This window comes from Sphingomonas sp. Leaf37, assembly GCF_920939475.1.
GTDB lineage: Bacteria > Pseudomonadota > Alphaproteobacteria > Sphingomonadales > Sphingomonadaceae > Sphingomonas.
In genome coordinates this window covers 856,671-881,200 of record NZ_CAKLAX010000001.1, presented here as the reverse complement: position 1 = coordinate 881,200, position 24,530 = coordinate 856,671, and the positions used below count along the sequence as shown (strand labels likewise).

25 protein-coding genes are annotated in these 24,530 nt (G+C 66.7%); 11 read left to right on the top strand and 14 right to left on the bottom strand.

Going from position 1 to position 24,530, the window contains the following annotated elements:
• Positions 1–66 precede the first annotated feature (66 nt).
• Complete coding sequence (locus LRA87_RS04100; protein WP_230629479.1) at positions 67–837, bottom strand: competence/damage-inducible protein A; 771 nt, start codon at positions 835–837, stop codon at positions 67–69.
• A 51-nt stretch (positions 838–888) separates the two neighbouring features.
• On the opposite strand from LRA87_RS04100, the gene map reads away from it, so the two are divergent.
• The 5 genes from map to dacB all read left to right on the top strand — a co-directional run bounded on the left by map (position 889) and on the right by dacB (position 6,527).
• Positions 889–1,716, top strand: coding sequence for a type I methionyl aminopeptidase (map, locus tag LRA87_RS04095; protein WP_230629478.1), 828 nt, complete (start codon positions 889–891; stop codon positions 1,714–1,716).
• A gap of 40 nt (positions 1,717–1,756) precedes the next feature.
• Positions 1,757–3,976: a phosphoribosylformylglycinamidine synthase subunit PurL gene (purL, locus tag LRA87_RS04090; protein WP_230629477.1), complete on the top strand. Its 2,220-nt coding sequence runs from the start codon at positions 1,757–1,759 to the stop codon at positions 3,974–3,976.
• A 265-nt stretch (positions 3,977–4,241) separates the two neighbouring features.
• Complete coding sequence (locus LRA87_RS04085; protein WP_230629476.1) at positions 4,242–4,412, top strand: (2Fe-2S)-binding protein; 171 nt, start codon at positions 4,242–4,244, stop codon at positions 4,410–4,412.
• Positions 4,413–4,530: 118 nt separating this feature from the next.
• Positions 4,531–5,046 carry a bacterioferritin gene (gene bfr / locus LRA87_RS04080; protein ID WP_230629802.1) on the top strand — a complete coding sequence of 172 codons (516 nt, stop codon included), beginning with the start codon at positions 4,531–4,533 and terminating at the stop codon, positions 5,044–5,046.
• 41 nt (positions 5,047–5,087) lie between these two features.
• Complete coding sequence (dacB, locus tag LRA87_RS04075; RefSeq protein WP_230629475.1) at positions 5,088–6,527, top strand: D-alanyl-D-alanine carboxypeptidase/D-alanyl-D-alanine endopeptidase; 1,440 nt, start codon at positions 5,088–5,090, stop codon at positions 6,525–6,527.
• A 33-nt stretch (positions 6,528–6,560) separates the two neighbouring features.
• Here dacB and LRA87_RS04070 read toward each other — a convergent pair whose 3' ends face one another.
• The gene (locus tag LRA87_RS04070; protein ID WP_230629474.1) at positions 6,561–6,935 is read right to left on the bottom strand and encodes a glycine zipper 2TM domain-containing protein; all 375 of its coding nucleotides are present in this window, start codon (positions 6,933–6,935) and stop codon (positions 6,561–6,563) included.
• Between the two features lie 64 nt (positions 6,936–6,999).
• Complete coding sequence (locus LRA87_RS04065) at positions 7,000–7,674, bottom strand: peptidylprolyl isomerase (protein ID WP_230629473.1); 675 nt, start codon at positions 7,672–7,674, stop codon at positions 7,000–7,002.
• Between the two features lie 378 nt (positions 7,675–8,052).
• Between LRA87_RS04065 and LRA87_RS04060 the strand changes: the two genes are divergently transcribed.
• Positions 8,053–8,751: a type 1 glutamine amidotransferase gene (locus LRA87_RS04060; RefSeq protein ID WP_230629472.1), complete on the top strand. Its 699-nt coding sequence runs from the start codon at positions 8,053–8,055 to the stop codon at positions 8,749–8,751.
• Positions 8,752–8,768: 17 nt separating this feature from the next.
• Here the strand turns inward: LRA87_RS04060 and LRA87_RS04055 are convergent, their stop codons facing one another.
• The 10 genes from LRA87_RS04055 to LRA87_RS04010 form a co-directional block, all read right to left on the bottom strand.
• Positions 8,769–9,773, bottom strand: coding sequence for a serine hydrolase domain-containing protein (locus LRA87_RS04055; RefSeq protein WP_230629471.1), 1,005 nt, complete (start codon positions 9,771–9,773; stop codon positions 8,769–8,771).
• Positions 9,770–11,272: a permease gene (locus tag LRA87_RS04050; protein WP_230629470.1), complete on the bottom strand. Its 1,503-nt coding sequence runs from the start codon at positions 11,270–11,272 to the stop codon at positions 9,770–9,772. Before LRA87_RS04050 ends, LRA87_RS04055 begins: the two co-directional genes overlap by 4 nt.
• 288 nt (positions 11,273–11,560) lie before the next feature.
• Positions 11,561–11,983, bottom strand: coding sequence for an Hpt domain-containing protein (locus tag LRA87_RS04045; protein ID WP_230629469.1), 423 nt, complete (start codon positions 11,981–11,983; stop codon positions 11,561–11,563).
• Between the two features lie 92 nt (positions 11,984–12,075).
• Positions 12,076–13,449 (bottom strand): ribosome biogenesis GTPase Der, encoded by a 1,374-nt coding sequence (der, locus tag LRA87_RS04040; protein ID WP_230629468.1) that lies wholly within the window; start codon positions 13,447–13,449, stop codon positions 12,076–12,078.
• Between the two features lie 216 nt (positions 13,450–13,665).
• Complete coding sequence (locus LRA87_RS04035) at positions 13,666–14,994, bottom strand: PQQ-binding-like beta-propeller repeat protein (RefSeq protein WP_230629467.1); 1,329 nt, start codon at positions 14,992–14,994, stop codon at positions 13,666–13,668.
• Positions 14,991–15,743 carry a tetratricopeptide repeat protein gene (locus tag LRA87_RS04030; protein WP_230629466.1) on the bottom strand — a complete coding sequence of 251 codons (753 nt, stop codon included), beginning with the start codon at positions 15,741–15,743 and terminating at the stop codon, positions 14,991–14,993. The genes LRA87_RS04035 and LRA87_RS04030 overlap by 4 nt, the downstream gene beginning before the upstream one ends.
• A gap of 80 nt (positions 15,744–15,823) precedes the next feature.
• Positions 15,824–16,684 (bottom strand): 3-methyl-2-oxobutanoate hydroxymethyltransferase, encoded by an 861-nt coding sequence (panB, locus tag LRA87_RS04025; protein ID WP_230629465.1) that lies wholly within the window; start codon positions 16,682–16,684, stop codon positions 15,824–15,826.
• 22 nt (positions 16,685–16,706) lie between these two features.
• A complete protein-coding gene (locus LRA87_RS04020; RefSeq protein WP_230629464.1) occupies positions 16,707–17,144 on the bottom strand; it encodes a hypothetical protein in 438 nt (145 codons plus the stop codon).
• A gap of 70 nt (positions 17,145–17,214) precedes the next feature.
• The gene (locus tag LRA87_RS04015; protein WP_230629801.1) at positions 17,215–17,565 is read right to left on the bottom strand and encodes an ArsC family reductase; all 351 of its coding nucleotides are present in this window, start codon (positions 17,563–17,565) and stop codon (positions 17,215–17,217) included.
• A 198-nt stretch (positions 17,566–17,763) separates the two neighbouring features.
• On the bottom strand, positions 17,764–18,006 hold the full coding sequence (locus LRA87_RS04010) for a hypothetical protein (RefSeq protein ID WP_230629463.1): 243 nt from the start codon (positions 18,004–18,006) through the stop codon (positions 17,764–17,766).
• A 131-nt stretch (positions 18,007–18,137) separates the two neighbouring features.
• Here LRA87_RS04010 and LRA87_RS04005 point away from each other — a divergent pair, with 131 nt between their 5' ends.
• From LRA87_RS04005 to LRA87_RS03985, 5 genes are read left to right on the top strand one after another with little or no spacing between them, the layout of a single operon-like run.
• A complete protein-coding gene (locus tag LRA87_RS04005; RefSeq protein WP_230629462.1) occupies positions 18,138–20,183 on the top strand; it encodes an NAD(+) synthase in 2,046 nt (681 codons plus the stop codon).
• Between the two features lie 42 nt (positions 20,184–20,225).
• Complete coding sequence (locus tag LRA87_RS04000; RefSeq protein ID WP_230629461.1) at positions 20,226–21,086, top strand: CDP-alcohol phosphatidyltransferase family protein; 861 nt, start codon at positions 20,226–20,228, stop codon at positions 21,084–21,086.
• Positions 21,083–22,174 carry an inositol-3-phosphate synthase gene (locus LRA87_RS03995; RefSeq protein ID WP_230629460.1) on the top strand — a complete coding sequence of 364 codons (1,092 nt, stop codon included), beginning with the start codon at positions 21,083–21,085 and terminating at the stop codon, positions 22,172–22,174. Before LRA87_RS04000 ends, LRA87_RS03995 begins: the two co-directional genes overlap by 4 nt.
• Complete coding sequence (locus LRA87_RS03990) at positions 22,171–22,878, top strand: phosphocholine cytidylyltransferase family protein (RefSeq protein ID WP_230629459.1); 708 nt, start codon at positions 22,171–22,173, stop codon at positions 22,876–22,878. The genes LRA87_RS03995 and LRA87_RS03990 overlap by 4 nt, the downstream gene beginning before the upstream one ends.
• Before the next feature lie 6 nt (positions 22,879–22,884).
• Positions 22,885–23,424, top strand: a complete 540-nt coding sequence (locus LRA87_RS03985; RefSeq protein ID WP_230629458.1) for an rRNA large subunit pseudouridine synthase E — start codon at positions 22,885–22,887, stop codon at positions 23,422–23,424.
• A 3-nt stretch (positions 23,425–23,427) separates the two neighbouring features.
• Here the strand turns inward: LRA87_RS03985 and LRA87_RS03980 are convergent, their stop codons facing one another.
• The gene (locus LRA87_RS03980) at positions 23,428–24,435 is read right to left on the bottom strand and encodes a glycosyltransferase family 2 protein (RefSeq protein ID WP_230629457.1); all 1,008 of its coding nucleotides are present in this window, start codon (positions 24,433–24,435) and stop codon (positions 23,428–23,430) included.
• Between the last annotated feature and the right edge of the window lie 95 nt (positions 24,436–24,530).

Sequence of the window (24,530 nt, the reverse complement as noted above, 5' to 3'; positions counted from 1 at the left end):
CTTTAGCCGCGGAAGGTTGCGGCCGGTGCGATCAGTCAGTGGCAAGCCATTGGCCAGACACCCAAATCAGATCCCGCCCGCGAACACCTCGCGCCCGGTCGCCTCGAGCTCCCGCGTCAGATCCGTCAGACACGCCTCGACCAGCCCCGCATCCGGACTGCGCACCACGAAATTCGCGCCCGTCAGCCCCTCGCGAAAGAACGGGTACGATCCGATCGCGACGCCCTCATGCGCCTTCTCGGCGTTACGGAGCAGGTCGGCGACCTCGCTCTCGCCCACCCAGCAGCCGATCGTGCCCGACACCACCGGACGTCCGCCCTCCAGCGTACCGGTCAGCGCATCCAGCATGCCGGCGGTGATGTGCGGCACGCCCGCCATGATGAAGATGTTGCCGATGTGGATGCCCGGCGCGCCCGACACCTTGTTGACGATCAGCCCCGCGCCCGCCGGCACCCGCGCCATCCGCGCCCGTGCCTCGGTCAGCCCGCCGCGGGTTTCGTAATAGCGCTCCAGCACCGCCAGCGCTTCCGGGTGATGCTCCACCGCGACGCCCAGTGCCGCGGCGATCGCGTCGACGGTGATGTCGTCGTGCGTCGGGCCGATCCCGCCGGTGGTGAACAGATAATCGTTGCGCGCGCGCAGGACGTTCACCGCCTCGACGATCGCCTCCGTCCGATCGGCGACGACGCGCACCTCGGCCAGGCGGATACCCTGCACGTTGAGCCAGCTCGCCAGCTGGGCGATGTTCTTGTCCTGCGTGCGACCGGACAGGATCTCGTCGCCGATCACGATCAGCGCGGCGGTCCAGATGCGTTCCTGCGGTGTGCCCTGCTCCATGGCCTCGCCATAGCCTCGCAAAATCGTCGCGACCACGCTATATCGTCGCGCATGACCGAATACGTAACCGTGACCTCAGACGCGCCGGAAGGGCGCACCGGCGCCATCAAACTGCATGGTCCGGCGGCCTTTGCGGGCATGCACAAGGCCGGGCGCCTCGCCGCCGAAACGCTCGACATGCTGACCCCGCACATGGTGCCGGGCGTCACGACTGCCGAGGTCGACAAGCTGATCTACGACTTCATCCTCGCGGGCGGCGGCGTTCCCGCGACGCTCGGCTATCGCGGCTACACCCATTCCACCTGCATCTCGATCAACCACGTCGTCTGTCACGGCATCCCGAGCGAGAAGACGCTCAAATCCGGGGATATCGTCAATGTCGACGTGACGCCGATCGTCGATGGCTGGCACGGCGACACCAGCCGGATGTACCTGATCGGCGACGTGCCGCTAAAGGCGAAGCGGCTGGTCGAGGTGACCTACGAATGCCTGATGCTCGGCATCGAACAGGCGAAGCCGGGCAACCACATGGGCGATGTCGCCAACGCGATCCAGCGGCATGCGGAGAAGCACCGCTATGGCGTCGTGCGCGATTTCTGCGGCCATGGCGTCGGCCGGCTGTTCCACGACGCGCCAGAAGTCGTCCATGTCGGCAAGCCCGGCACCGGCCCCGAGTTGAAGCCCGGCATGATCTTCACGATCGAACCGATGATCAACATCGGTCGGCCCGACGTGAAGCTGCTCGACGACGGCTGGACGGCGGTGACGCGCGACCGCTCGCTGTCGGCGCAGTTCGAACATTCGATCGGCATCACCGAGGACGGGTGCGAGATCTTCACCTCGTCGCCCGCCGGATACCACCAGCCGCCGTTCGCCTGATGGGGTGACGCCCGCGCCCGCTCAAGCTATGGGCGCGGGCATGACCGAGATCACGCCCCAGATCGTCGCCGACCACGGCCTGTCCCCCGAGGAATATGAGCGCGTCCTCTCCGCGCTAGGTCGCGAGCCGAACCTCGTCGAGCTCGGCATCTTCTCGGTCATGTGGTCCGAGCATTGCAGCTATAAATCGAGCCGCATCCATCTGAAGAAGCTGCCGACCGAAGGGCCGCAGGTGATCTGCGGGCCGGGCGAGAATGCCGGCGTGATCGACATCGGCGACAATCAGGCGGCGATCTTCAAGATGGAGTCGCACAACCACCCCTCGTACATCGAGCCCTATCAGGGCGCGGCGACCGGGGTCGGCGGCATCCTGCGCGATGTATTCACGATGGGCGCGCGGCCGATCGCCAACATGAACGCGCTGCGCTTCGGGTCGCCGACACACCCGAAGATGCGCCACCTGATCAGCGGCGTCGTCCACGGCATCGGCGGCTATGGCAATTGCGTGGGGGTGCCGACCGTTGGCGGCGAGGTGAACTTCCACCCCGCCTATGACGGCAACATCCTCGTCAACGCGATGACGGTCGGCATCGCCGATCAGGACAAGATCTTCTATTCCGCCGCCAGCGGCATCGGCAATCCGATCGTGTATGTCGGATCGAAGACCGGCCGCGACGGCATCCACGGCGCGACCATGGCGAGCGCGGACTTTGGCGAGGACGCCGATGCCAAGCGCCCGACCGTGCAGGTCGGTGACCCCTTTACCGAAAAGTTGCTGATCGAGGCGTGTCTGGAGTTGATGGCGACCGACGTGATCGTCGCGATCCAAGACATGGGCGCGGCCGGCCTCACCTCGTCGTCGGTCGAAATGGCGTCGAAGGGCGGCGTCGGCATCGAACTGGTGATGGACGACGTGCCGCAGCGCGAAACCGGCATGACGCCATACGAGATGATGCTCTCCGAATCGCAGGAGCGCATGCTGATGGTGCTCAAGCCCGGCCGCGAGGGTGAGGCGGAGGCGATCTTCCGCAAATGGGAACTCGACTTCGCTGTCATCGGCCATGTCACCGATACCGAGCGGATGGTGCTGAAGTGGCAGGGCGAGGTCGTCTGCGACATTCCGCTCGGCCCGCTCGCCGACGAAGCGCCACTCTACGACCGCCCGCACGTGCCGACGCCCAAGCCGGCGCCGCTGGAGAACGTGCCGGAAAGCAACGACATCGCGCGCGACCTGCTGACGCTGATGGGGTCGCCCGACGTCGCCAGCCGCCGCTGGATCTGGGAGCAATACGACCACATGGTCGGCGCCGACACCGTGCAGGCGCCCGGCGGCGACAGCGCCGTCGTCCGCGTCCACGGCACCGACAAGGCGCTGGCGATAACCACTGACTGCACCCCGCGCTATTGCTTCGCCGACCCGGTCGAGGGCGGCAAGCAGGCCGTCGCCGAGGCATGGCGCAACCTGACCGCGGTCGGCGCGACGCCGCTCGCGATCACCAACTGCCTCAACTTCGCCAACCCGCAACGGCCCGAGATCATGGGCCAGATCGTCGGCTGCCTCGACGGCATGGCGCAGGCGTGCCGCGCCTTGGACTTCCCGATCGTGAGCGGCAACGTGTCGCTCTACAACGAATCGAAGGCGACCGGCGGCGGCTCGGCGATCCTGCCGACCCCGGCGATCGGCGGCGTCGGCCTGCTCAAGGACTGGACGAGGAACGCGACGATCGCGTTCAAGGGCACCGGCGACATGATCCTCGTCGTTGGCGCGCGTGGCGGTCACCTCGGTCAGTCGCTGTACCTGCGCGAATGCCATGGCCGCGAGGAAGGCCCGCCCCCGCCGGTCGATCTCGACGCGGAGCGCAAGGCCGGGGACCTGATCCGCACCGCGATTGCGGATGGCTGGCTGTCCGCAGTCCATGACGTGTCCGATGGCGGCATCGCGGTGACGGTCGCCGAAATGGCGCTGGCGGGCGGCATCGGGGCGATGATCGATCGCAAGCAACCCTTCGGCTGCGCCCGGTCGTTCTTCGCCGAGGATCAGGGCGTGTACGTCGTCACCATCCACGATCACGCCCTGCTCGACTTCCTCGGCGCGGCGCATGCGGCGGGCGTCGAGGCGGAGCCGCTCGGTCGCACCGGTGGCAAGCGCCTGATCTTCGAACGCCCAGATCGTGACGACGTGGTGGCGCTGGATGCGCTGCGCGAGGCACACGAGGGCTTCTTCCCCAAGCTGATGGGCGCCGACGCCGCGCTGGCGTGAACCGACGACATTCCTCCCCCGCCAGGGGGAGGGGGACCGTTCGGCGCCAGCCGAATGGTGGAGGGGGCGGTTAGCGACGCATTCCATTGTTGGATTGGTCGCTTACCTCCCCCTCCGTCAGCTTCGCTGCCCCCTCCCCCTCGCGGGGGAGGACTGAAGCCGGGCTTGCGACGAACCGTGCGTCAGCGACTGCGAATCAGTCGCATATTCACTTGCGAGCGCCTCGCATTAGCCCTATTCGATGGGGCGAAGCGAAGGAGCATCCATGGTCGTCTGCGTGTGCAATGCCATCCGGGAATCCCAGGTCCGCGCCGCCGCGCGCAGCGGTTGCATGACGGCGTGTCAGGCGTATCGCTCGCTCGGCTGTCAGGCGAAATGCGGGCAATGCACCGTGGTAGCGCGAGCCATTATCGATACCGAACGCGCTGCTGCATAACGTTCGCAGCATCTGAAACCCGCAGAAATCCGCCATTTTCAGGGTTGCAGCCACGGCCATTTGACGCCTAGACCGGCTCCGTAACGGATGATCCGAAAAGGGTAAGAAAGTCATGGCGATGAAGGGCGACCCGCGGGTCATCGAATTCCTGAACGAAGCGCTCAGGAACGAACTCACTGCAATCAATCAATATTGGCTCCACTACCGGATGCTCGACCATTGGGGCGTCTACAAGCTCGCCCAATACGAGCGGATGGAATCGATCGACGAGATGAAGCACGCCGACTGGCTGTCGGAGCGCATCCTGTTCCTCGATGGCCTGCCAAACTTCCAGCTGCTCGGTCGCCTGCGCATCGGCGAAACCGTCGAGGAGGTGCTGAAGTCCGACCTCGCGATGGAACTGGAAGCGGTCGAACAGCTGAAGGGCGCGATCGCCTATTGCGAAGAGGTACGCGACTATATCAGCCGCGACCTGTTCGCCCGCATCCTCGCCAGCGAGGAAGAGCATGTCGACACGCTGGAGCGCCAGTTCGAGATGATCGAGCGGATGGGTATCCACAACTACATCCAGCTGAATTCGATCAGCGAGCACGATTCGCCGAAGTCCGGCGCTGCCCCCTATCTGAAGGGCTGAATCGGTTGCGCATCGGGCGGCGGCGGCTAGTCTGCCGTCCGATGCGGGCAATTGCGATCCTTGCAGCGGCGACGACGCTGCTGGCGACACCGGCAGCGGCGGACGAGCCGACGACGTTGCAGGATCGTGTGGCCGCCATTTTGCGGGCGAACGGGCCCGGCACGCGCTTCGGGCTGGTCGTCCTCGACGATACCGGCCGCGAGATCGTCGCGATCGCGCCTGACGACCGCTTCGTTCCCGCGTCCAACACCAAGATCGCGACGACCGCCGCCGCGTTCGATTCGCTCGGTGACGTCACCCTGCCCGACACGGATGCCGGCGCGACTGTCAGGGTCGAAGGCGCGGACGTGATTCTCGCCGGACATGGCGATGCCCGATTGTCGAGCGCGACGAATTGTATCGACGATTGCCTTTCCACGCTGGCCGATGCGGTCGCCGCACGGACACGGCGCGTGCGCGATGTGATCGGCGACGACAGCATGTTCCCGGACCAGCGCTGGAGCCCCGGCATGAGCTGGAACAACATCCCCACCCGATCGGGCACCGGTGTGTCGGCGCTGACGCTGGACGACAATGAACTGCGAGTCACCGTCACGCCTTCGCCCGACGGACACGGTGTGGCGCGGATCGCAGCCCTGCCCTATTTCACGATCGACAACCGCATCGCGACCGGCGGCCGGACTGCGATCTCCTACGATCGGGTGCCGGGCAGCCGGACCTTGCGCCTCGACGGCACCATTGCACCGGGTTCCGCCCCGGAGACGTTGCGCGTCGGCATCGACGACCCGGCCGATTATGCCGCGTGGCGCCTCCGGACAATGCTGCTGGCACGGGGCGTTCGCGTTGCGGGAATGGTGCGGGTTCGCCATCGTGCGGCTGGCCCCGACGACGATCCTGTCCTGCGCGGCACTGCGCCCGTCGTCCGGCCGCCCGCCCCTCCGGTGCTCGCCCGCGCGATCCCTCTCCCGCTGGCCGGGGATCTGCTGCTCACCAACCGGGTGAGCCAGAATTTGCACGCGGAGTTGCTGCTGCGCAGGATCGGCCGGATCGACGGCAGCGGATCGATCGCCGATGGACAGGTCCGCATCGCGGCGATGTTGGCGCGCGCCGGGGTGGAACGCTGGCGATACGACTTTGCCGATGGCTCGGGCATGTCGAGCTACAATCGGATGTCGCCGCGCGGCATGGCGCGGTTCCTCCGCTGGACACAGACCCGGCCATGGGGCGCGGCGTGGCAGGCGACGCTGCCGGTGGGGGGCGTGGACGGCACCTTGCGGCGGCGGTTCGCAGGTACCGCGCTCGCCGGCCGGCTGCGTGCGAAGACGGGAACGCTCAACGCCGCGTCGGCGCTGTCCGGCTTCATGCAGGCGCGCAGCGGGCGCAATCTCGTTTTCGCCAGTTTCGCCAACGACATGCCTGCGGATGCGTCGGCGAGCGCAGCCGTCGATGCGGCCTTGTTGCTGATCGCCGACGCGCATTGAAGGCGGGCGGCCTCATGGCCGCCCTGTCTCACATCAACGGCACTTTACGTTGCCGCGATCGATCGACCGACCCAGTACCGCGCCGCCGCCGGCACCGAGCAATGTTCCAAGCGTGCCGCCGCCGACCAGATTCCCGAGCACGCCGCCGCCCAGCGCGCCGACCACCAGCCCGGTCGTCCCGTCGTTCCGCCGGCAATAGGCCCGTCCATCACGGCCCTTGTAGATCCGGTCGTTGCGGCCGAGGCGCCGCTCGCGATACTTGCCCGACCGGTAATGCTGCGACGGTTCCCAGTTGCGGCCCCTGTCACCCTGCCAGCGATAGTCGCCGCGCTGTGCGGCGGCAGGCTCCATCGAGACCGGCGATACCATCGCCACTGCGGCCAGCAGGCTTAGCAATCCAGTCTTCATCGGTGATCCTCCTCATGATGATGCTGGATAACCGCACGATCGGAATTTGGTTGCTCATCCTGTCCTATCTTGGTGCCGGTCGAGCCGGCGCAGGCTTTGGCGCGGCCGGTTTCGTCTTTACCAGCCACGGCTTGACCAGACCGGTGGGGTGCGGCGTGCCGTTCAGCCGGCGGGCGGCGATCAGCTTGATCGGACGGAGTAATAACTGCCCGCCCATGCCGCCACCCGTCGGCAGCGCCAGGATACGCTTCACCACCGGCATTCCCGACACGACGTGGCCGAACGCCGCATAGCCGGGATAGGCGCCCTTCGCGTCCATGCTGGGCATCGGACCGACGGTGATGAAGAAATTGCCGCCCGCCGATCCCGCATCCGCGCGGCGCGCCATCGAAATCGTGCCGTCGACATGCCTGATCCCCGTCATCGCCGTCGTTTCCAGCGGGAACGGCGGCAGGATGCGGCGCGCGTCAGTGCGGATGCCGCCCTGGATGAAGCCATAGGTCGGCGCGCTGCGATTGCGTGCGGAGCGATAGAAGCTCATCCCGTCGAAGCGCTTGTCGTCGACATAGCCCATGAAATTGGCGACCGTTTTCGGCGCGCGCCGTGCCTCCAGCGCCAGCACGATCGGGCCATAAGGGGTTTCGAGACGCACCCGGACGATCGCCGGTTCACGCGGCGCGGCGCCAGACGCTGCTGTCGACAACGCTGCAACCGCGAAGATGGTGGAAAAATTATGCATGATCGATCCCGGCTATGAGAATGACAGGCGGCGCGCAACCATCGGCATGTCGGCAATGATAGCGCTACGATTGCACGGCACGAACGCTGGATTGCGTATTTTGCAATTGCATGAACCCGTGCTGCGATGCACAACGACTGTGCCTTTCAGGCATCCTCTCCTAAAAACTTTCCGGCCGGTCTTTGACCGGCCTTTTTTTTGTTTGCGTTCCGGCGTAGGCCGCATCCGTCCAGAACGCACCGTCAACGAGATATATGGAGCGGAGCCCGCCGGTGAAACCGGCAGCGGTGCGTTGGGGACGCGGGGGATCGAGTCCATCGGCGTATCCGGATTCTCCCCCGCTGTATCCTGCGACGGCATCGGTCGGACCATTCGCTCATGCATATCGGTATTCTCGAAACCGGCGCACCACCCGGCGATCTTTCGGAACAGCACGGCGATTACGCCGGCATGGTCGCACGGCTGCTGGGTCCGGGCCACCTCTACACCCGCTATGACGTTCGCGCCGGCGGCCTGCCCGGCGATCCGGGCGAATGCGACGCCTATGTCGTCACCGGATCCGCGGCCGGAGTCAACGACGGCCTGCCATGGACCGGATCGCTTGTCGCCTTCCTGCGCGCCGCACGCGGGCGTGCCCGCCTGATCGGCATCTGTTTCGGGCATCAGGCGATCGCGCATGCCTTCGGTGGGCGCGTCGAAAAAGCCCCGCAGGGATGGGGTCTGGGCATCACGCGCTACGTGCTGGAACGGCCGATCGCCGGACTGCCGCCACAGGTCGCGGCGATGGCCTCGCATCAGGATCAGGTGATCGAACCACCCGCCGGAGCCACGGTGATCGCGTCGACCGCCTTCACCCCCTGTGCCGCACTCGCCTATCCGCACGGCGAGGCGCTGACGTTGCAATTCCATCCCGAATTCGACGCCGCTTATGGTCGCGCCCTGATCGGCGCACATGCCGCTCCCGATATCGACGACGCGTTGCGCAGCCGCGCGCTGGGGTCGATGGCGGCACCAGGCGACAATGCCGCCATCGGCGATTGGCTCAACCGCTATCTCGCGACCGGATCGATCGACTGAGCGCGTCCCGACCGGCGTCAGACGGCGTCATATGCGGCGATCACCGCATCGCCGACCGCGGGACGCAAGGCGAAGATGCCGCTGTCGCGATGCCGCGTCGGATGCACACGATTGGTCAGCAACGTCCAGGCAAGGCCGCGGTCCATGTCGATCCATAGCCCCGTGCCGGTGAAGCCGGTGTGGCCGATCGTCCGGTCCGAACAGGCCTCCCCGCCATGCCAGCCGGCGAAGCGCCGCTCCCAGCCGCAGGTGCGGTCGCCCTGCTGTCGCTCGACGATCGCCTGCAACTGCGCGGGTGACGCACCGGTGCCGTCGAGCAATCCCCGCGCGAAATCGAGCACGCCGTCGACGGTGCCGAACAAGCCGGCATGTCCCGCCGCACCGCCCAGTGCCGCCGCATTTTCGTCATGCACGTCGCCGCAAAGCACCCGACCGCGCCACGGGCACGCCTCGGTCGCCACGACCGGGCCGTCGACCGGAGCATATCCCAACCCCTCGGGTAACGGCCAGGCGCGCAGCGGCGCACCGGTGATCCGCTCGATCGCGATGCCGAGCAGGATGAAGTTGATGTCGGAATAGACCGCCGGCCCTGCCGGCCATTCGCGTTGCAGGACGAACGCGCGCAGCCGCTGTGGATCGTCGCCGTACGTGTAGATCGGCGCCACCGCCGGCAGATGCGTCCGGTGACACAGGCAGTCGCGAAACGTCAGCTGCCGCTCCGCTGCCCCCTCCACGTCATATTGCCGCAGATCCGGGATCGCGTCGGTCAGCGGGCGATCGAGCCCGATCCGCCCCTGTTCGGCGAGCGTCAGGATCATCGTCGTCGTCGCGATCACCTTGGTCAGCGAAGCGAGATCGAACCAGTGATCGCGGGTCAGCAACTCCTGTCCGGGCACCAGCATGGCATGCCCGGCCGTTCGCACCGCACGCACACCCGCGCGGGTCACCAGACCCAATATCGCGCCGGGCAGGTCTCCCCGTGCCACCGCCGCCGCGGCGGGTGCGAAGGCCACGTCGATCACGCGGCCGTGTCGTCGGCATGAGGGCGCAGGCGCGTCACCCACGGCAGCAGCACGATCGCCGCCAGGCTGAGCGCACCGGACAGCAGGAAGAATCCGTCATAGCCGATCGCCGCCTGCATCGACCCCGATGCCCCGGCCAGCAGCCGCGGCAACAGAAAGGCGAACCCCGACAGGAACGCATATTGCGCGCCCGGATAGCGCGGATTGACCAGCATCGAGAGGTAGACGACGAACACCGCCCCCGCGAACCCGTTGCCGAACTGATCGAGCGCCGTCGCCACATAGAGCACGGCGGTGCCGGCGGGCTGGTGCGCCAGCCACACGAACCCCCAATTGCCCACCGCCGCCAGCAATGCGCCGAGCGCCAGCGTCCATCCCTGTCGCCAGCGCGTCGCCAGCCAGCCGCCGAGCGCCACGCCCGCCATGCTCGCCGCCAACGCCACCGCGCCGTCCGCAATACCGATCGCCCGCAGGCTATAGCCTGCCGCCTTCACCAGCGGCTTGGACAGGGTCAGCGCCAGCACGTCGCCCATGCGATAGAGCGAGACGAACGCAAGCACCGCCAGCGCGCCATAGCCATATCGCCAGAATACATCGACATACGGACCGACCGCCGCCGATCGGCGCAGTGGATCCTGCGGCGCGGCGCGGCGGATACGGGGCAAGGCCAGCGCCATCGCGACGAAGGGCAACAGGCAGACGATCAGCACCGCCGGCGTCACGTTGCTGCGCGAATCGATGCCCCACGCATCGGCCACGCTCAGCACGATCCACCCGGTCATGCCGGCCGCGGCCGCCACACCCAGCAGGATCAGCACGCTCGCCGCCAGTCCGGTCGCGAGTGCCACCATCCGCCCGCCCCCGCCGGCCACGTCGGGTCGCATCGTCGCAAGGATGGGAAACGGTACGAATGCGGCGGCGGAGATCAACAGGTAAGCGGCCGCCCACCCCGCCCCGTCGGCGAAGATCAGCGCACCGCTGCCCGCCGCGACCATCGCACTGCGATAGCCCCACAGATTGGCGGCCACGATCGGCCCCTGGTCGCCTGCGGTCGGCGCGACCTCGATCCGCCATGCATCCGCCGCGACCTCCAGCGTCGTCGTCCAGAACGCCAGCAGCACTGCCGCCAATGCGGTCAGCGGCAGGCTGCGATCGTCGCTGCCGATCGCCAGCGCCACCAGCGACGTCGCGATGCCGAGCTGCGCGAGCATGATCCACCCGCGCCGCTTGCCCCAGAACCGCGCGAAGCCGGGCACGCCGACACGATCCAGCAGTGGCGCCCACAGGAACTTGGCGGTCGGCAACAGCGTGATCCAGGCGAAGAAGCCGATCATGACCAGCCCGACGCCATGCTGCGTCAGCCGCAGCGCCAGCACCGTGGAGAACATGTAGAAGGGCAGGCCGGCGGAAAAGCCGAGCAGCCCGAATAGCAGCAGTCGCGACCGGTCGACCGCGCGTGACTTCCTCTCGTCGGCAGCGCTGACGCCGGCTAGGGGCATGACGGACCGTGCGAAAGGGTGATGATCACCCCGAAGCTATGCGCGCGCCGCCATCGTCCGTCGAGAGGCGGCCCGCCAGGACGTGGCGCGCCGTCACCGGCATCGGTGGTGTGGAAATCCCGGCGCGTCGACACGAACCGGTTGCCGGAATGCTGTCATCCCGGGAACGCCGAGGCCATCGGGCGCATCCCGATCCCGCTCCGGGTTTCTCCGCTACTTTCGCGATGACGGATCGATAAACGACGGACAATCGTGCGGGTCAGTGCGCCACCGCCGCGGAACCCTCACTCAAAAACCCGCGGGCTTGCGTCCGAATCCACCGCCCGCGGGGCGCCGCGACACCAGCGGATTGGCCTCGCGTTCCAGCAGATTGAGCGTTTCGAAGAACAGCGGGCGCAACCGGACGACGTGCTCCAGCGCCTCTTCGCAGGTATCCTGACGCTCGACGCAATCGCGCGCGATCTCCTCGATCGTCTCGGCCAGTGCCGCCAGCGGATCGGCGCCGAACTGCCGTGATTCCCCCTTCAGCGTATGCGCGGGGATGACCATCGCGGCGGCGCTGTTGCTGCGCATCGCCTGTTCGATCGCGGCGACCGATTTGATGCCGTCCTCGCGAAAATAGCCGAGGATGCGCACGAACCCGGCACCGAGCTCACTTCGCGCCTGCGCGAACGCCGCCCAATCCACCAACGTGCTGCCTACGAACGACACTGCCTTCTCCCTCGGCCCCGGGCCCGACCCCACTCAGGTTCGGCCCGGTGTTACCTGCACATCGGTAAACATGACGTTGCCGAGCGCTCGACCTAATCCTTATTGTCGAACGGATTCTTGGGAGCGCGAAACGTGATCCGCACCGGAACCGCGCCGAAGCCCAGTTCCTTGCGCATCGAATTGACCAGATAGCGTTCGTAGCTCGCCGGCAGCTGGTCGACGCGCGTGCCGAAGATCACGAAGCTGGGCGGCCGCGTCTTCACCTGCGTCACGTAACGCATCTTGATCCGCTTGCCGCCCGGTGCAGGCGGCGGGTTCGCCTCGATCGCGCGTTCGAACCAGCGGTTCATTTCGCCCGTACCGACCCGCTTCGACCACGCCTCGCGCGTGTCGAAACATGCCTGGATCAACTGGTCGATGCCCTTGCCGGTCGCGCCCGACACGGTCATCACGGTGACGCCCTTCACCTGGCTGAGGCCGTCCTCCAGCGCCCGCTTGACGCCGTTGAACAGCGACGACGCATTCTCGGCGACATCCCATTTGTTCAGCGCGATGACGAGCGCGCGGCCCTCTTCCAGCACCTTATCGGCGATGCGCAGATCCTGCGCCTCCAGCCCCAGCGTCGCGTCGAGCAGCAGCACGACGACCTCCGCGAAATCGACCGCGTGCAGCGCGTCGGCGACCGACAGCTTTTCCAGCTTGTCCTGCACCTTGGCGCGCTTGCGCATGCCGGCCGTGTCGATCAGCCGTACCGGGCGGGGCTCGCCCTTCGGATCCTGCCACAGCCAGTCGACCGCAATCGAATCGCGGGTGATGCCGGCTTCCGGACCGGTGATCATCCGGTCCTCGCCCAGCATGCGGTTGATCAGCGTCGACTTGCCCGCATTCGGCCGGCCGACGATCGCCAGCTTCAGCGGTGCGTCGGGACGATCGTCGTCCTCTTCCTCCGGCATGGCGGCCATCGCGCGTTCCAGATGCGGCAGCAGCGCCTCGAACAGGTCGCCCATGCCCTCACCATGCTCGGCGGACAGCTGAACGGGGTCACCAAAGCCGAGAGCCAGCGATTCGAGGATGCCCTGCTCGCCCGCCTTTCCTTCCGCCTTGTTCGCGGCGAGAATCACCGGGGTGGACGACGACCGCAGCCAGCGCGCGATCTCTTCGTCGAGCGGCACGATGCCGGCGCGTGCGTCGAACAGGAACAGGGCGACATCGGCCTGCCCGATCGCCGCTTCGGTCTGCAATCGCATCCGGCCGGGTAGCGTCTGCGCGTCGTGATCCTCGTAGCCCGCGGTATCGATGACGCGGAAATCGAGACCGATCAGGTGCGCATCGCCTTCACGCCGGTCGCGGGTGACGCCGGGCCGATCATCGACCAGCGCGAGTTTCTTGCCGACGAGACGGTTGAACAGCGTCGACTTGCCGACATTCGGACGGCCGACGATCGCGACGATGGGGAGACGGGACATCCCGCGCTCCTAGAAGAAGTGGCGCGATAAGGGAACCGACTGCGTCGAGGCCGCAATACAAGTCCTCCCCCGCGAGGGGGAGGTGGCGCGGCGAAGCCGTGACGGAGGGGGAAGTAAGCGAGGAACTTCGTTACCGAAGACGCCGCTTACCTCCCCCTCCACCATTCGGCGGACGCCGAATGGTCCCCCTCCCCCTCGCGGGAGAGGAGTTGAACGTCACCGATACGCGGAAATCTTCCCCGACTGGCCCAGCGTGTACAGCGTCCCGTTGGCGACGATCGGCGGCAGGGCGAACACGTCCTTCGCCTCGATCGTGCTCGTCACACTGCCGTCGTTCGGCGACGCGAACACCACGCGACCCAGCGAATTGGTCAGCACCAGCTTGTTGCCCGCCAGCACCGGGCCGAACCAGGTGACCTGCGGCCCCTTGCTCTTCTTCTCGTTCTTGAAGCGCTGCAATTGCGCGATCCAGCGCGCCTTGCCGTTCGATCGCGCGAGGCAGACCAGCCGCGCATCGTCGGTGACGACGAACAGCCATTCGCCCGCGATCCACGGCGTCGATATGCCGGCGAAATTCTGCTCCCACAGTCGCTGGCCGGTGGCGAGATCGAGGCTGACCATGCGCCCGCCCTGGCCGACCGCGAAGACGCGGCCATTGTCGACCACCGGTGCGGCGTCGATGTCCGACAGGCTCGACACCGACGTGGTGATCGAGGTCCGCGACAGCGCATCGCCCCACAGCACGCGGCCGTTCTCGTAGCGATAGGCGTTCAGCTCGCCGCTCGAGAATCCGGCGACGATCGTCTGATTGTCCGCCGCCGGCGCTGCGACGCCGAATACGCCCTGCGTTTCCAGCGTGCCGGACTGCGCCCATTGCACCTTGCCGTCGCTCTGATCGAGCGCGAAGATCTGGTTGTCCTGGCTGACGACATAGACCGATCCATTTGCGACGGTCGGCGCACCACGCAGCGGACCACCCGGCTTCGCCCGCCACACTTCCTTGCCATCCGCGGCGTTGAACGCGACCACGTCGCCGACGCCGTCGGTCGCGAACACCCGGCCGCCCTCGTAGCTCGCGCCGCCGCCGAACCGCGCCGGGCGGTTCTCGTCACCGGTGCTCACCGCCGCATCCCACAGCTTCGCGCCAGTATTGGCAGCGAAGGCATGCAGCCGTGCCTGCACGTCGACGACGAACAGCTTGTTGTCGGCGACCACCGGCGCGGCACCCAGCCGCTCGCGGGCGGAACCGCCGTTGATCGTCGCCTGCCACGCCCGCGACGGGCTGTCGGCGAGGGTCAGCTGACCCATCGACTTGGCGGCATTGCCACCCGGCTGCGTCCACGCATCGTTCGCCACCGCCGCAGGCAGCGTCACCTGGATGTCCGCGATCGTCTTGTCCGCCTCGATCGCATTCTCCGACGCGAGGATCGGAATGCGTTCGCCGACGGTCGGCGTCTTCTTCGGCCCACCGCCCTTAAAAATACCACAAGCAGACACCGCCATCAGCGCAGCGATCCCTACGGAGGCCCGGAACTTCGTCGTCATTGCGCAGGTGCTTCCTTGGGTTGTGCCGCGGGCAGGCTGGCGGGCGTCACGACGCGGACGTTCGCGGCGGCGTCCGCAGCCGCATCGACGCCCATCGAACTCGCCATCTGAATGCTGCGTTGACGGATCGACTCGGGCACCGTGTCGTTCTGCGCAATCTGGCTGAACAATTGTCCCGCCAGATCCCTGCGCCCGCTGTTCAGATAGGCGATCGCGACCAGTTCGCCCGCGCTGCCGAAATAGGGATTGCCCGGGACTGCCAGCGGCCGCAGCCGCTCGATGATCACCTGGGGCTTCAATGCGTCATATTCGGCGGCGGTCTGACGGATCAGCGCCAGATCGCGGAATGGCTGCGCCACGCCGGTATCCGCCGCTACCTCGGCGAATTTGGCCGCTGCGGCCTTGTCCTGCTTCTTGCTCAACAGGATATCGGCCTGTGTCATCCGCGCGAGCGCGCGATAGCCGTCACGGTTCGATGCGGCGACCGGCGCCAGCGTCTTCGCCGCCTGATCCGGCTGGCTGTTGCCGAGCGCATCGAACGCCGCTTGCAATTGCTCGCCCTGCACCCCAGCCGCCTCGGTCCTGCGATGCTGCCAGTAGAGGAACCCGGCGAAGGCGGCGAGCGCCAGCACGATCGCGCCGATCGTCCAACGGCCGTATCGTTCCCAGAAGGTCATCAACTGGTCGCGGCGCAACTCGTCGTCGACTTCGCGCAGGAACGCTTCGTTGTTTTGCGGCGTAAGGGCCAAGGAGGGCTCCGGAACAAGATACGGGGGAATGGCGCGCATCCTTAGCGGTCGCGGCCGGGAAACAAAAGGGAGCGTAACGATCAGCTTTTCGGCGGATAGATCTGCTCCGGTCCGGGAAAGCTGCGCGCCCGCACTTCGGCGGCATAGGTCTGCGCTGCGGCGGAAATGCGGCCGGCCATGTCCTCATAGCGCTTCACGAAGCGCGCGGTACGTTCGAAAAGGCCAAGCATATCCTCCGCCACCAGCACCTGCCCGTCGCATTGCGCCGACGCGCCGATGCCGATCGTCGGGCATGCCACCGCTTCGGTGATGCGGATCGCGATCGGCTCCATCACGCCCTCGATCACCACCGCGAAGGCGCCGGCGTCTACCACCGCAGTCGCATCGGCGACGATCTTCACGGCTTCGGCATCGGTCTTGCCGCGGGCGCCATAGCCGCCGAGCACGTTCACCGCCTGCGGCGTCAGTCCGACATGCCCCATCACCGGGATACCGCGTTCGGACAGGAAGCGCACCGTCGGTGCCATCGCCTCGCCCCCCTCCAGCTTCACCGCCGCCGCGCCGGTCTGCTTCAGCAGATAGGCCGCGCTCTCGAACGCCTGTTGCGGTGAGGCTTCGTAGCTGCCGAACGGCATGTCGATCACCACCACCGCATGATAGCTGCCGCGCACCACTGCTGCGCCATGCGCCGCCATCATCTCGAGCGTCACTGGCACCGTCGATGGCAGACCATAGATTACCTGCCCCAGACTGTCGCCGACCAGCAGCATGTCGCAATGCGGATCGAGCAACTGCGCGGTCCGCACGGTATAGGCGGTCAGCATCACCAGCGGCTCGCCGCCCTTGCGCTTGCGGATCGCGGGCACCGTCAGCCGCTTCAGCGGCGCCGGCGTCGGATTGGCGCGACTGGTCGCGGTGTCGATCGTGTAGGTGGTGGACATGTCCTGCTTTACCGCGCCCCGCTCACCCGATCCATCCCCGCCGCCCTGCATGATCCGACAGCCACACTCCGAAAGTTGCGACCATGGCGATGAACGCCGGGAACGGCACCACCTGCGCTACGCCACGTACCGCGATGATGTCGGTCGCGAGGAACAGCCAGCCGAACTGAACGACGATGGCGATCAGCGACACCACGAACAGCGGCCGTGCGAGCCGCGACCCGAACAGCAGCGCCAGCGCCGCAAGCAATCCGCTTCCCGTCGCCACCGCATATATCCTATTGTACCATGCCGGAAACGTCGCATAGAGCCGCCGGTAGTAATCGTCCGCTGGACCCATCGCCTCCGCGCCCAGCCGGAACTGCTGCACGCACGCGAACACCCCGACCACGCCCCAGATCGTCAGCATCACCGCGATCACGCGAAACCATCCCGGTATCGGTTTGTGAAAGCCGGTCATTCCACCCCTCTCCTTGGCTGGGGCCATGCTGCTCCGTTCGTCGTGGAAGCGCAACCAGTCAGGGCGGGGGTCAGCGTCCGAATGCAGCCGCCCATTCCGCCGGTCTAAACCCGACAAGCAGCGTATCGCCATGCGCGACCACCGGCCGCTTGATCATCGACGGGTGCGCGAGCATCAGGTCAACCGCCTTGCCGGCATCCAGCCCGACCTTGTCCGCTTCGGGCAATTTGCGAAACGTCGTCCCCGCGCGGTTGAGCAGTGCTTCCCAACCGATCCGGTCAACCCAGCCTTCGAGCGTGGTGCGATCGACCCCGGCGATCTTATAGTCGTGGAAATGATAGGCGATGCCCTCGGCATCCAGCCACGCCCGCGCTTTCTTCATAGTGTCGCAATTGCGGATGCCAGATACCGTCGTCATCATCACTGTATTACTTCCCCTCAGTCACCCCGGACATGATCGGGGGTCCACCCGACCGCGAAGGAAGGGCCAGATGCTCGAACTGATTCCCTTGCCGCCCGGCGGACCTCGGAACAAGTCCGGGATGACCGAGCAGGAGCGAACCTCATCCCTGCGTCGGCGATGATCCCCTCCCCGCTTGTGCTCCTGCTCGCTACGCGTTCACGTACGCGATGACCCGATTCCTTCGGCCCGGGCGCCGACGATCATCCGCCGCGCCACCTCGCGAACCGCTTCGTCATCCTTCGTCCCATCCCTGGCCGGATCGCCGAGATGCCCCAGACTTGCTTCCAGAAAATCGAGCAGCCCGGGATGCCGCGCCTCGACATATTCCATAGTCTTGAACAGCAGATGCTCGGTCGCGATCTCGCGGCGGCGGGTGTCGATGGCGGTGTCGTCGGTCATGTCATGCTCCGTTGATGCGACGACCTGAACGCCCGAGTTCGCGGAAGGCAACATAAGGCGAAAGGATCGCGCCACGGCCACGGGCGTTCAGCGATGGAACCCTCGATCCAACCCGGCTAGCAAGACCCTCCATGACCGACTTCCATTCGATCCACCGCCACCAGATGGTCCGCGTCGCCGCAGCGACTCCGCTCGCGACCGTTGGCGACATCACCGCCAATATCGATGCGACCGTGGTGATGGCAAAGGATGCCGATGCACGCGGAATCGATCTGGTCGTGTTTCCCGAACTCAACCTGACATCTTACGCGATCGACGACCTGCACCTGCAATCGGCGCAACAGCGCGCCAGCGAAGCGGCCGTGCTCGCCGTAGCCGAACAGACGGCTGCGCTTGCCCCGATGCTGCTCGTAGGCGCGGCACTCGTCCGCAACGGGCGGCTCTACAACAATGCCGTCGTCATCCACCGCGGCCGCATCCTTGGTGTCGTGCCGAAGAGCTTCCTGCCCAACTACCGCGAATATTACGAGAAGCGCTGGTTCGCGCCCGGGCTCGGCCTGCGCGACCTGACGATGCGGATCGGCGATGCCGACGTCCCGTTCGGTCCCGACCTGATCTTCGCCGCGGACGATATGCCGGGCTTCGTCGTCCATGCCGAGATCTGCGAGGATTACTGGGCGCCGACCCCGCCATCGACCGCCGGTGCGCTGGCGGGCGCGACGATCTGCTGCAATCTCAGTGCCTCCAACATCATCATCGGCAAGGGTCGCGAGCGGATGCTGCTCGCCGAGGCGCAGTCCGCGCGCGCCTCGTGCGCCTATATCTATTCCGCCGCAGGGCCGGGGGAGAGCACCACCGACCTCGCCTGGGATGGGCAGGGGCTGATCTACGAGCTCGGCGACCTGCTGATCGAATCGCGACGGTTCGTGCAGGAGCCCGAGCTGGTCGCCGCCGACATCGACCTCGAGCGTATCGTGCAGGAGCGACTGCGCAACGGCACGTTCAACGATTCGGCGATCGCTGCCGGTCATCCGGAGGCCCGTTTCCGCCGGATCGGCTTCACGCATCGGCCGGCGCTGGCCGACACCGGGCTGGAGCGCCCCGTCCGCCGCTTTCCCTTCGTCCCCAACGATCCCGGCCGCCGCGATGAGGATTGCTACGAAGCCTTCAACATCCAGGTCGAGGCGCTCGCCAAGCGGCTGTCCGCGACCAGGTCGAAGACGCTCGTCATCGGCGTCTCGGGCGGCCTCGACTCTACCCACGCGCTGATCGTCGCGGCAAAGGCGATGGATCGGCTGGGCCGTCCGCGGTCCGACATCCTCGGCTTCACCATGCCGGGCTTCGCCACCGGCGACGCCACCAAGGGCAATGCCTGGGCGCTGATGCGTGCGCTCGGCTGCACTGCGGACGAGATCGACATCCGCCCTGCGGCGCGCCAGATGCTCGCCGACATGGACCACCCCTTCGCGAAGGGCGAGGCGGTGTACGACGTCACCTTCGAGAATGTGCAAGCGGGCCTGCGCACCGATTATCTGTTCCGCCTCGCCAACCAGCGTGGGGGCATCGTGCTCGGCACCGGCGACCTCAGCGAGCTGGCGCTCGGCTGGTGCACCTATGGCGTCGGCGACCAGATGAGCCATTATGCCGTCAACAGCGGCGTGCCCAAGACGCTGATCCAGTTCCTGATCCGCTGGTGCATCCGGACAGGGCAATATAACGAGGCGACCAACGAGGTCCTTTCGACCATCCTGTCGCAGGAAATCTCGCCCGAACTCGTCCCCGCGGATGCCGACACCGGCGCGATGCAGAGCACCGAATCGATGGTCGGGCCGTACGCGCTCAACGATTTTTTCGCCCATTACGTCGTGCGTTACGGCCTCGCCCCGTCCAAGATCGCGTTCCTGGCGTGGCATGCGTGGCGCGATGTCGAGGCGGGGCAATGGCCGGAGGACTTTCCCGCCGATGCCCGCGTCGCCTACGACCTGCCTACCATCAAGCATTGGCTGGAGCGCTTCGTCGTGCGTTTCTTCCAGCTCAGCCAGTTCAAGCGCTCGGCGATCCCCAACGGTCCCAAGGTCTCGGGCGGCGGCGCGCTCAGTCCGCGTGGAGACTGGCGCGCGCCGTCGGACGGCACGGCGGCCGTGTGGCTCGACGAGTTGCGGCGAAACGTTCCATAGAATATTGCGTTTGCGCCGTTACCGGCGCATTATGAACGCCTGATGACACCGCCTCCCCGGGATGGCTCACGCGATCGCCGGATCGAGGACCCATCGAATCTCTACCTGATTCACCCCGCGTCGCACGCCTTGCTCCCCTTTGCCCTGCGGCATGGGATTTCGGCCAATATGGTCTCTCTGGCGGGGCTTGCATGCGGGACGGTGGCGGCAATCGCCTATGCCAACTGGCATTATCCCGCCCTCGCGCTGGTCGGGCTAGTCTTCTCGGTCGCCTGGCTGGTCGCCGACGGCCTGGACGGCATGATCGCCCGCGCGACGCAGACGGCGAGCGCGCTCGGCCGTACGCTCGACGGGTTGTGCGACCATGGCGTCTTCGCGCTGATCTATCTTTCGCTCGCCTGGACGGTGGGAACGGTGGAGGGCTGGGTCCTCGCGCTCACCGCCGCCGCTGCGCATGCGGTGCAGTCTAGTCTGTACGAGGGCGAGCGCGCGCGCTTCCATCGCCGCGCCCGTGGGTTGCCGCTCGCCGTGGTGCCGCAGCCGACCGGCATGGTGCTCGTCCGCCTCTACGACAGCGTCGCCGGCAGCGTCGATCGCCTCTCGATGCCGTTCGAACGCCGCTTCGGCGCCGCGGAGGACCGTAGCGCCTTTGCCGCCGCATATGCCGCCGCCGCCGTGCCGATGATGCGGCTGCAATCCTTGCTCACCGCCAACGTCCGGGTATGGGCGATCTGCATCGCCTGCCTCGCGGGCGATCCGCGCATCTTCTGGTGGTTCGAAATCGTACCGTTGACGGTGATCGCCGCGCTCGGCCTCTCCGCTCACCGGCGCGTCGAACGCCGCTTCGTTCACGGCCTCGCGCCGCAATCCATTCTACTTTCAAGCGAACAGGGTCATTCATGAAGAGCATCAACATCGCCATCGTCGGCATCGGCAACTGTGCGAGCTCGCTCGTCCAGGGGCTGGAGCATTATCGCGAAGGCGCCAACGATCTCGTCGGCCTCATGCACTGGGAACTCGGCGGCTATAAGCCTTCGGACATCAAGGTCGTCGCCGCTTGGGACGTCGACGCACGCAAGGTCGGCAAGGACGTCGCCGAGGCGGTGTTCGCCAAGCCGAACTGCACCGCCGTCTTCGCCGCGAACCTGCCCGCCACCGGCACGATCGTGAAGATGGGTGCGGTGCTGGACGGCGTCGCCGAGCACATGTCCGACTACAAGGACGACCGCACCTTCATCGTCGCCAACGACACCCAGCCGACCAAGGCCGAGATCGTCGCCGAGCTGAAGGCGTCGGGCACCGACGTGCTGATGAACTACCTGCCGGTTGGCAGCCAGGAAGCGACCGAATTCTACGCCGAATGCGCGCTGGAAGCCGGTGTCGCCTTCGTCAACAATATCCCCGTCTTCATCGCCTCCAACCCCGTCTGGGCCAAGAAGTTCGAGGACGCCGGCGTCGCGATCATCGGCGACGACATCAAGGCTCAGCTGGGTGCGACGATCGTCCACCGCGTGCTGACCGACCTGTTCGCCAAGCGCGGCGTCAAGCTGGACCGTACGTACCAGCTCAACACCGGCGGCAACACCGACTTCCTCAATATGTCGAACCACCGCCGCCTCGAATCGAAGAAGATTTCGAAGACCGAAGCGGTGCAGTCGGTCGCGGCCGAGCGCATGGACGACGACAACGTCCACATCGGTCCGTCCGATTACGTGCCGTGGCAGAACGACAACAAGGTCTGCTTCCTGCGCATGGAAGGCCAGCTGTTCGGCGGCGTGCCGATGAACCTCGAACTGCGCCTGTCGGTCGAGGATTCGCCCAACAGCGCCGGCGTCGCGATCGACATGATCCGCTGCGCCGCCATCGCCAAGGACCGCGGCATCGCCGGCGTCATCGATCCCGCGAGCGCGTATTTCTGCAAGCACCCGCGCCACCAGATGACCGACGACCTCGCGCAGATCGCGGTCGAGGACTTCATCAAGGCCGCATGATGATAACCACGGGCCTGCTGCTCGCCGCCGGACAGGGCAGCCGGCTCCGTTCGGTCACGCCGTTCAAGCCGCTCTGCCCGGTCGCCGGGCGCGCGCTGATCGATCATGCCCTCGACGGCATGGCGGCAGCGGGTCTGACGCGCGCGATCGTGTCGCTCGGCTATGGCGCCGACGCGATCGCCGCGCATCTCGCCAGTCGGCAATGGCCACTGGAAGTGGTGACGGTGATGACAGACTATCACCAGCCCAACGGCGTGTCGGCGCTCGCCGCCCGCGCGCTCGTCGGTGAAGAGGGCGCGGTGCTTGCGATGTGCGATCACCTCGTCCAGCCGCGCCACTACCGCCGCCTCGCCAGGGCCGGTGCCGGCACGGGCCTTCGCCTTGGCATCGACCGCCGTCTCGGCCATCCGTGGGTCGACCCGCTCGACGTCACCAACGTCGCCACCCGTGGCGATGCGATCGTCGCCATCGGCAAGGGCCTGACCCCGCACGATTGCTACGACACCGGCATCTTCGCCGTGTCCCAGCGCTTCTTCGGAGCCTTGGCGACGCTCGACAGCCCCTCGCTCACCGAAGGCGTCCGCATCCTCGCCGCCGAGGGCTCGGCGAAGATCGTCGATTGCAGCGATCTCGACTGGCTCGACGTCGACGACGCCCCCGCATTCGCGCATGCCGAGGGCTGGATGACGCAACTCGCGGCCTGAACCGCCGTGACCCTCATCCTGTTCAACAAGCCCTACGACGTCCTCAGCCAGTTCACCGACCGCGGCAGTCCGACCACCCGCGCCACCCTGTCGGACTATATCGACGTGCCGGGCGTCTACCCCGCCGGCCGCCTCGACCGCGACAGCGAGGGCCTGCTCCTCCTCACCGACGACGGCCGCCTGCAATCCCGCATCGCCGACCCCAAGTTCAAGCTGCCGAAAACCTATTGGGTGCAGGTCGAGGGCGTTCCGGACGACGATGCGCTGCACCGGCTGCGGTCCGGCGTGATGCTGAACGACGGCCTCACCCGCCCCGCCGAAGCCGAGCGCATCGCCCCGCCCGACATCTGGCCCCGCACACCCCCCATCCGCGTCCGCCAGTCGATCCCCGACACCTGGCTGTCGCTGACCATCACCGAAGGCCGCAACCGCCAGGTCCGCCGCATGACCGCCGCCGTCGGCTACCCGACGCTGAGGCTGATCCGCTGGCGTATCGGAGACTGGATGCTGGACGATCTCGCACCGGGCGCATGGCGCGCCGCCTGACGTTCAGCCGGCCAGCAGCGCCAGCTGCAATCCGATCACGTGGAGATTGTGCCGGGCGAGACGACTCCCCCGCCCCGCGACGCTACCCTCCAGCGCAGGCTGCTCGCCGATCGCCAGACAGCGCTCCCACGCTCCGACCGCCAGCGGTAGCCACTGGTCGACCGCCCGTGCCGGATCGGCGATCGCACGCGCGAGCAGCAGGTCGCCGAGCACGAAGAAGAAATCGGGTGAGCCGGTCCAATACGGCATCTCCGCCTCGGCCAGCGCCATCGCCTGCTCCAGCCGTCCGGCCTTAACGAGCGCAGGAATCGCGCAGGTGATCAGCGCGTGCCGCCATGCCGCCGATCGCGGCGTTACGGGCACGGCATCCGCATAGTGGCGCGCCGACTCAAGGGCATCGCCGCGCATGTCGGCATCCTTGCCCAACTGATAGAGCAGATACGGGTCACCGGGTTGCGCCGCAAGTTCGGCCAGCAGCAGCCGGTGGTTGCGATCCTGTTTGCGGGCGATCTGCGCCAACCGATAGCCGTCGTGGCCGACGTGCAGGCCGGTTCGCACCCGAGGCAGAGCAGAGGCGACCTGTTCGTGAACCCGCCCTTCGAACCACACGCCCCGCGGTAAGAGCCGCGTGATCCAGCTGCGAGTCGTGGTTGCGCCGTCACCGTCGTCGCTGTGGATGCACGCCTGCCCCAGCCGCGCCGGCTCCCTGCACCAATCGCGCAGGCTATCGCCGCCCGACACGATCCATTCGTCCGCATCGAGCACCAGATGCCAGTCCGACGCAGCCAGTCGCAGCGCTTCGTTGCGCGCGGACGAGAAATCGTCGGACCAAGGCACATGATGCACTTCTGCCCCCGCTCCCAGCGCGATCGCCACGGTATCGTCGACCGATCCCGTATCCACGACCACCATCCGGTCCACGAAGGGTGCGACACTGTCCAGGCACCGCAAGATACACCTTGCCTCGTCCCGCACGATCAGGGTCGCGGCGATGGTGGGAGTATGGGTCATCGGGCTTCTTCCAGGACGAACGAACGAAATCGGCTGTCGCAGCTTATGGTTAATCCATTACGCACAATGAGACGCGTTCGCAGAGCGCGTCGTGT

What these genes read in the sequence shown, in the direction of transcription:
- LRA87_RS04005 (WP_230629462.1), top strand. Translation starts at nt 18,138, where the DNA reads ATGACCGACTTCCATTCGATCCACCGCCACCAGATGGTCCGCGTCGCC.
- LRA87_RS04085 (WP_230629476.1), top strand. Translation starts at nt 4,242, where the DNA reads ATGGTCGTCTGCGTGTGCAATGCCATCCGGGAATCCCAGGTCCGCGCC.
- der (WP_230629468.1), bottom strand. Translation starts at nt 13,449, where the DNA reads ATGTCCCGTCTCCCCATCGTCGCGATCGTCGGCCGTCCGAATGTCGGC.
- LRA87_RS04015 (WP_230629801.1), bottom strand. Translation starts at nt 17,565, where the DNA reads ATGATGACGACGGTATCTGGCATCCGCAATTGCGACACTATGAAGAAA.
- LRA87_RS04100 (WP_230629479.1), bottom strand. Translation starts at nt 837, where the DNA reads ATGGAGCAGGGCACACCGCAGGAACGCATCTGGACCGCCGCGCTGATC.
- LRA87_RS04065 (WP_230629473.1), bottom strand. Translation starts at nt 7,674, where the DNA reads ATGCATAATTTTTCCACCATCTTCGCGGTTGCAGCGTTGTCGACAGCA.
- LRA87_RS03980 (WP_230629457.1), bottom strand. Translation starts at nt 24,435, where the DNA reads ATGACCCATACTCCCACCATCGCCGCGACCCTGATCGTGCGGGACGAG.
- LRA87_RS04000 (WP_230629461.1), top strand. Translation starts at nt 20,226, where the DNA reads ATGACACCGCCTCCCCGGGATGGCTCACGCGATCGCCGGATCGAGGAC.
- panB (WP_230629465.1), bottom strand. Translation starts at nt 16,684, where the DNA reads ATGTCCACCACCTACACGATCGACACCGCGACCAGTCGCGCCAATCCG.
- LRA87_RS04010 (WP_230629463.1), bottom strand. Translation starts at nt 18,006, where the DNA reads ATGACCGACGACACCGCCATCGACACCCGCCGCCGCGAGATCGCGACC.
- LRA87_RS04020 (WP_230629464.1), bottom strand. Translation starts at nt 17,144, where the DNA reads ATGACCGGCTTTCACAAACCGATACCGGGATGGTTTCGCGTGATCGCG.
- LRA87_RS04050 (WP_230629470.1), bottom strand. Translation starts at nt 11,272, where the DNA reads ATGCCCCTAGCCGGCGTCAGCGCTGCCGACGAGAGGAAGTCACGCGCG.
- dacB (WP_230629475.1), top strand. Translation starts at nt 5,088, where the DNA reads ATGCGGGCAATTGCGATCCTTGCAGCGGCGACGACGCTGCTGGCGACA.
- map (WP_230629478.1), top strand. Translation starts at nt 889, where the DNA reads ATGACCGAATACGTAACCGTGACCTCAGACGCGCCGGAAGGGCGCACC.
- LRA87_RS04070 (WP_230629474.1), bottom strand. Translation starts at nt 6,935, where the DNA reads ATGAAGACTGGATTGCTAAGCCTGCTGGCCGCAGTGGCGATGGTATCG.
- LRA87_RS03995 (WP_230629460.1), top strand. Translation starts at nt 21,083, where the DNA reads ATGAAGAGCATCAACATCGCCATCGTCGGCATCGGCAACTGTGCGAGC.
- LRA87_RS04035 (WP_230629467.1), bottom strand. Translation starts at nt 14,994, where the DNA reads ATGACGACGAAGTTCCGGGCCTCCGTAGGGATCGCTGCGCTGATGGCG.
- LRA87_RS04060 (WP_230629472.1), top strand. Translation starts at nt 8,053, where the DNA reads ATGCATATCGGTATTCTCGAAACCGGCGCACCACCCGGCGATCTTTCG.
- purL (WP_230629477.1), top strand. Translation starts at nt 1,757, where the DNA reads ATGACCGAGATCACGCCCCAGATCGTCGCCGACCACGGCCTGTCCCCC.
- bfr (WP_230629802.1), top strand. Translation starts at nt 4,531, where the DNA reads ATGAAGGGCGACCCGCGGGTCATCGAATTCCTGAACGAAGCGCTCAGG.
- LRA87_RS03990 (WP_230629459.1), top strand. Translation starts at nt 22,171, where the DNA reads ATGATGATAACCACGGGCCTGCTGCTCGCCGCCGGACAGGGCAGCCGG.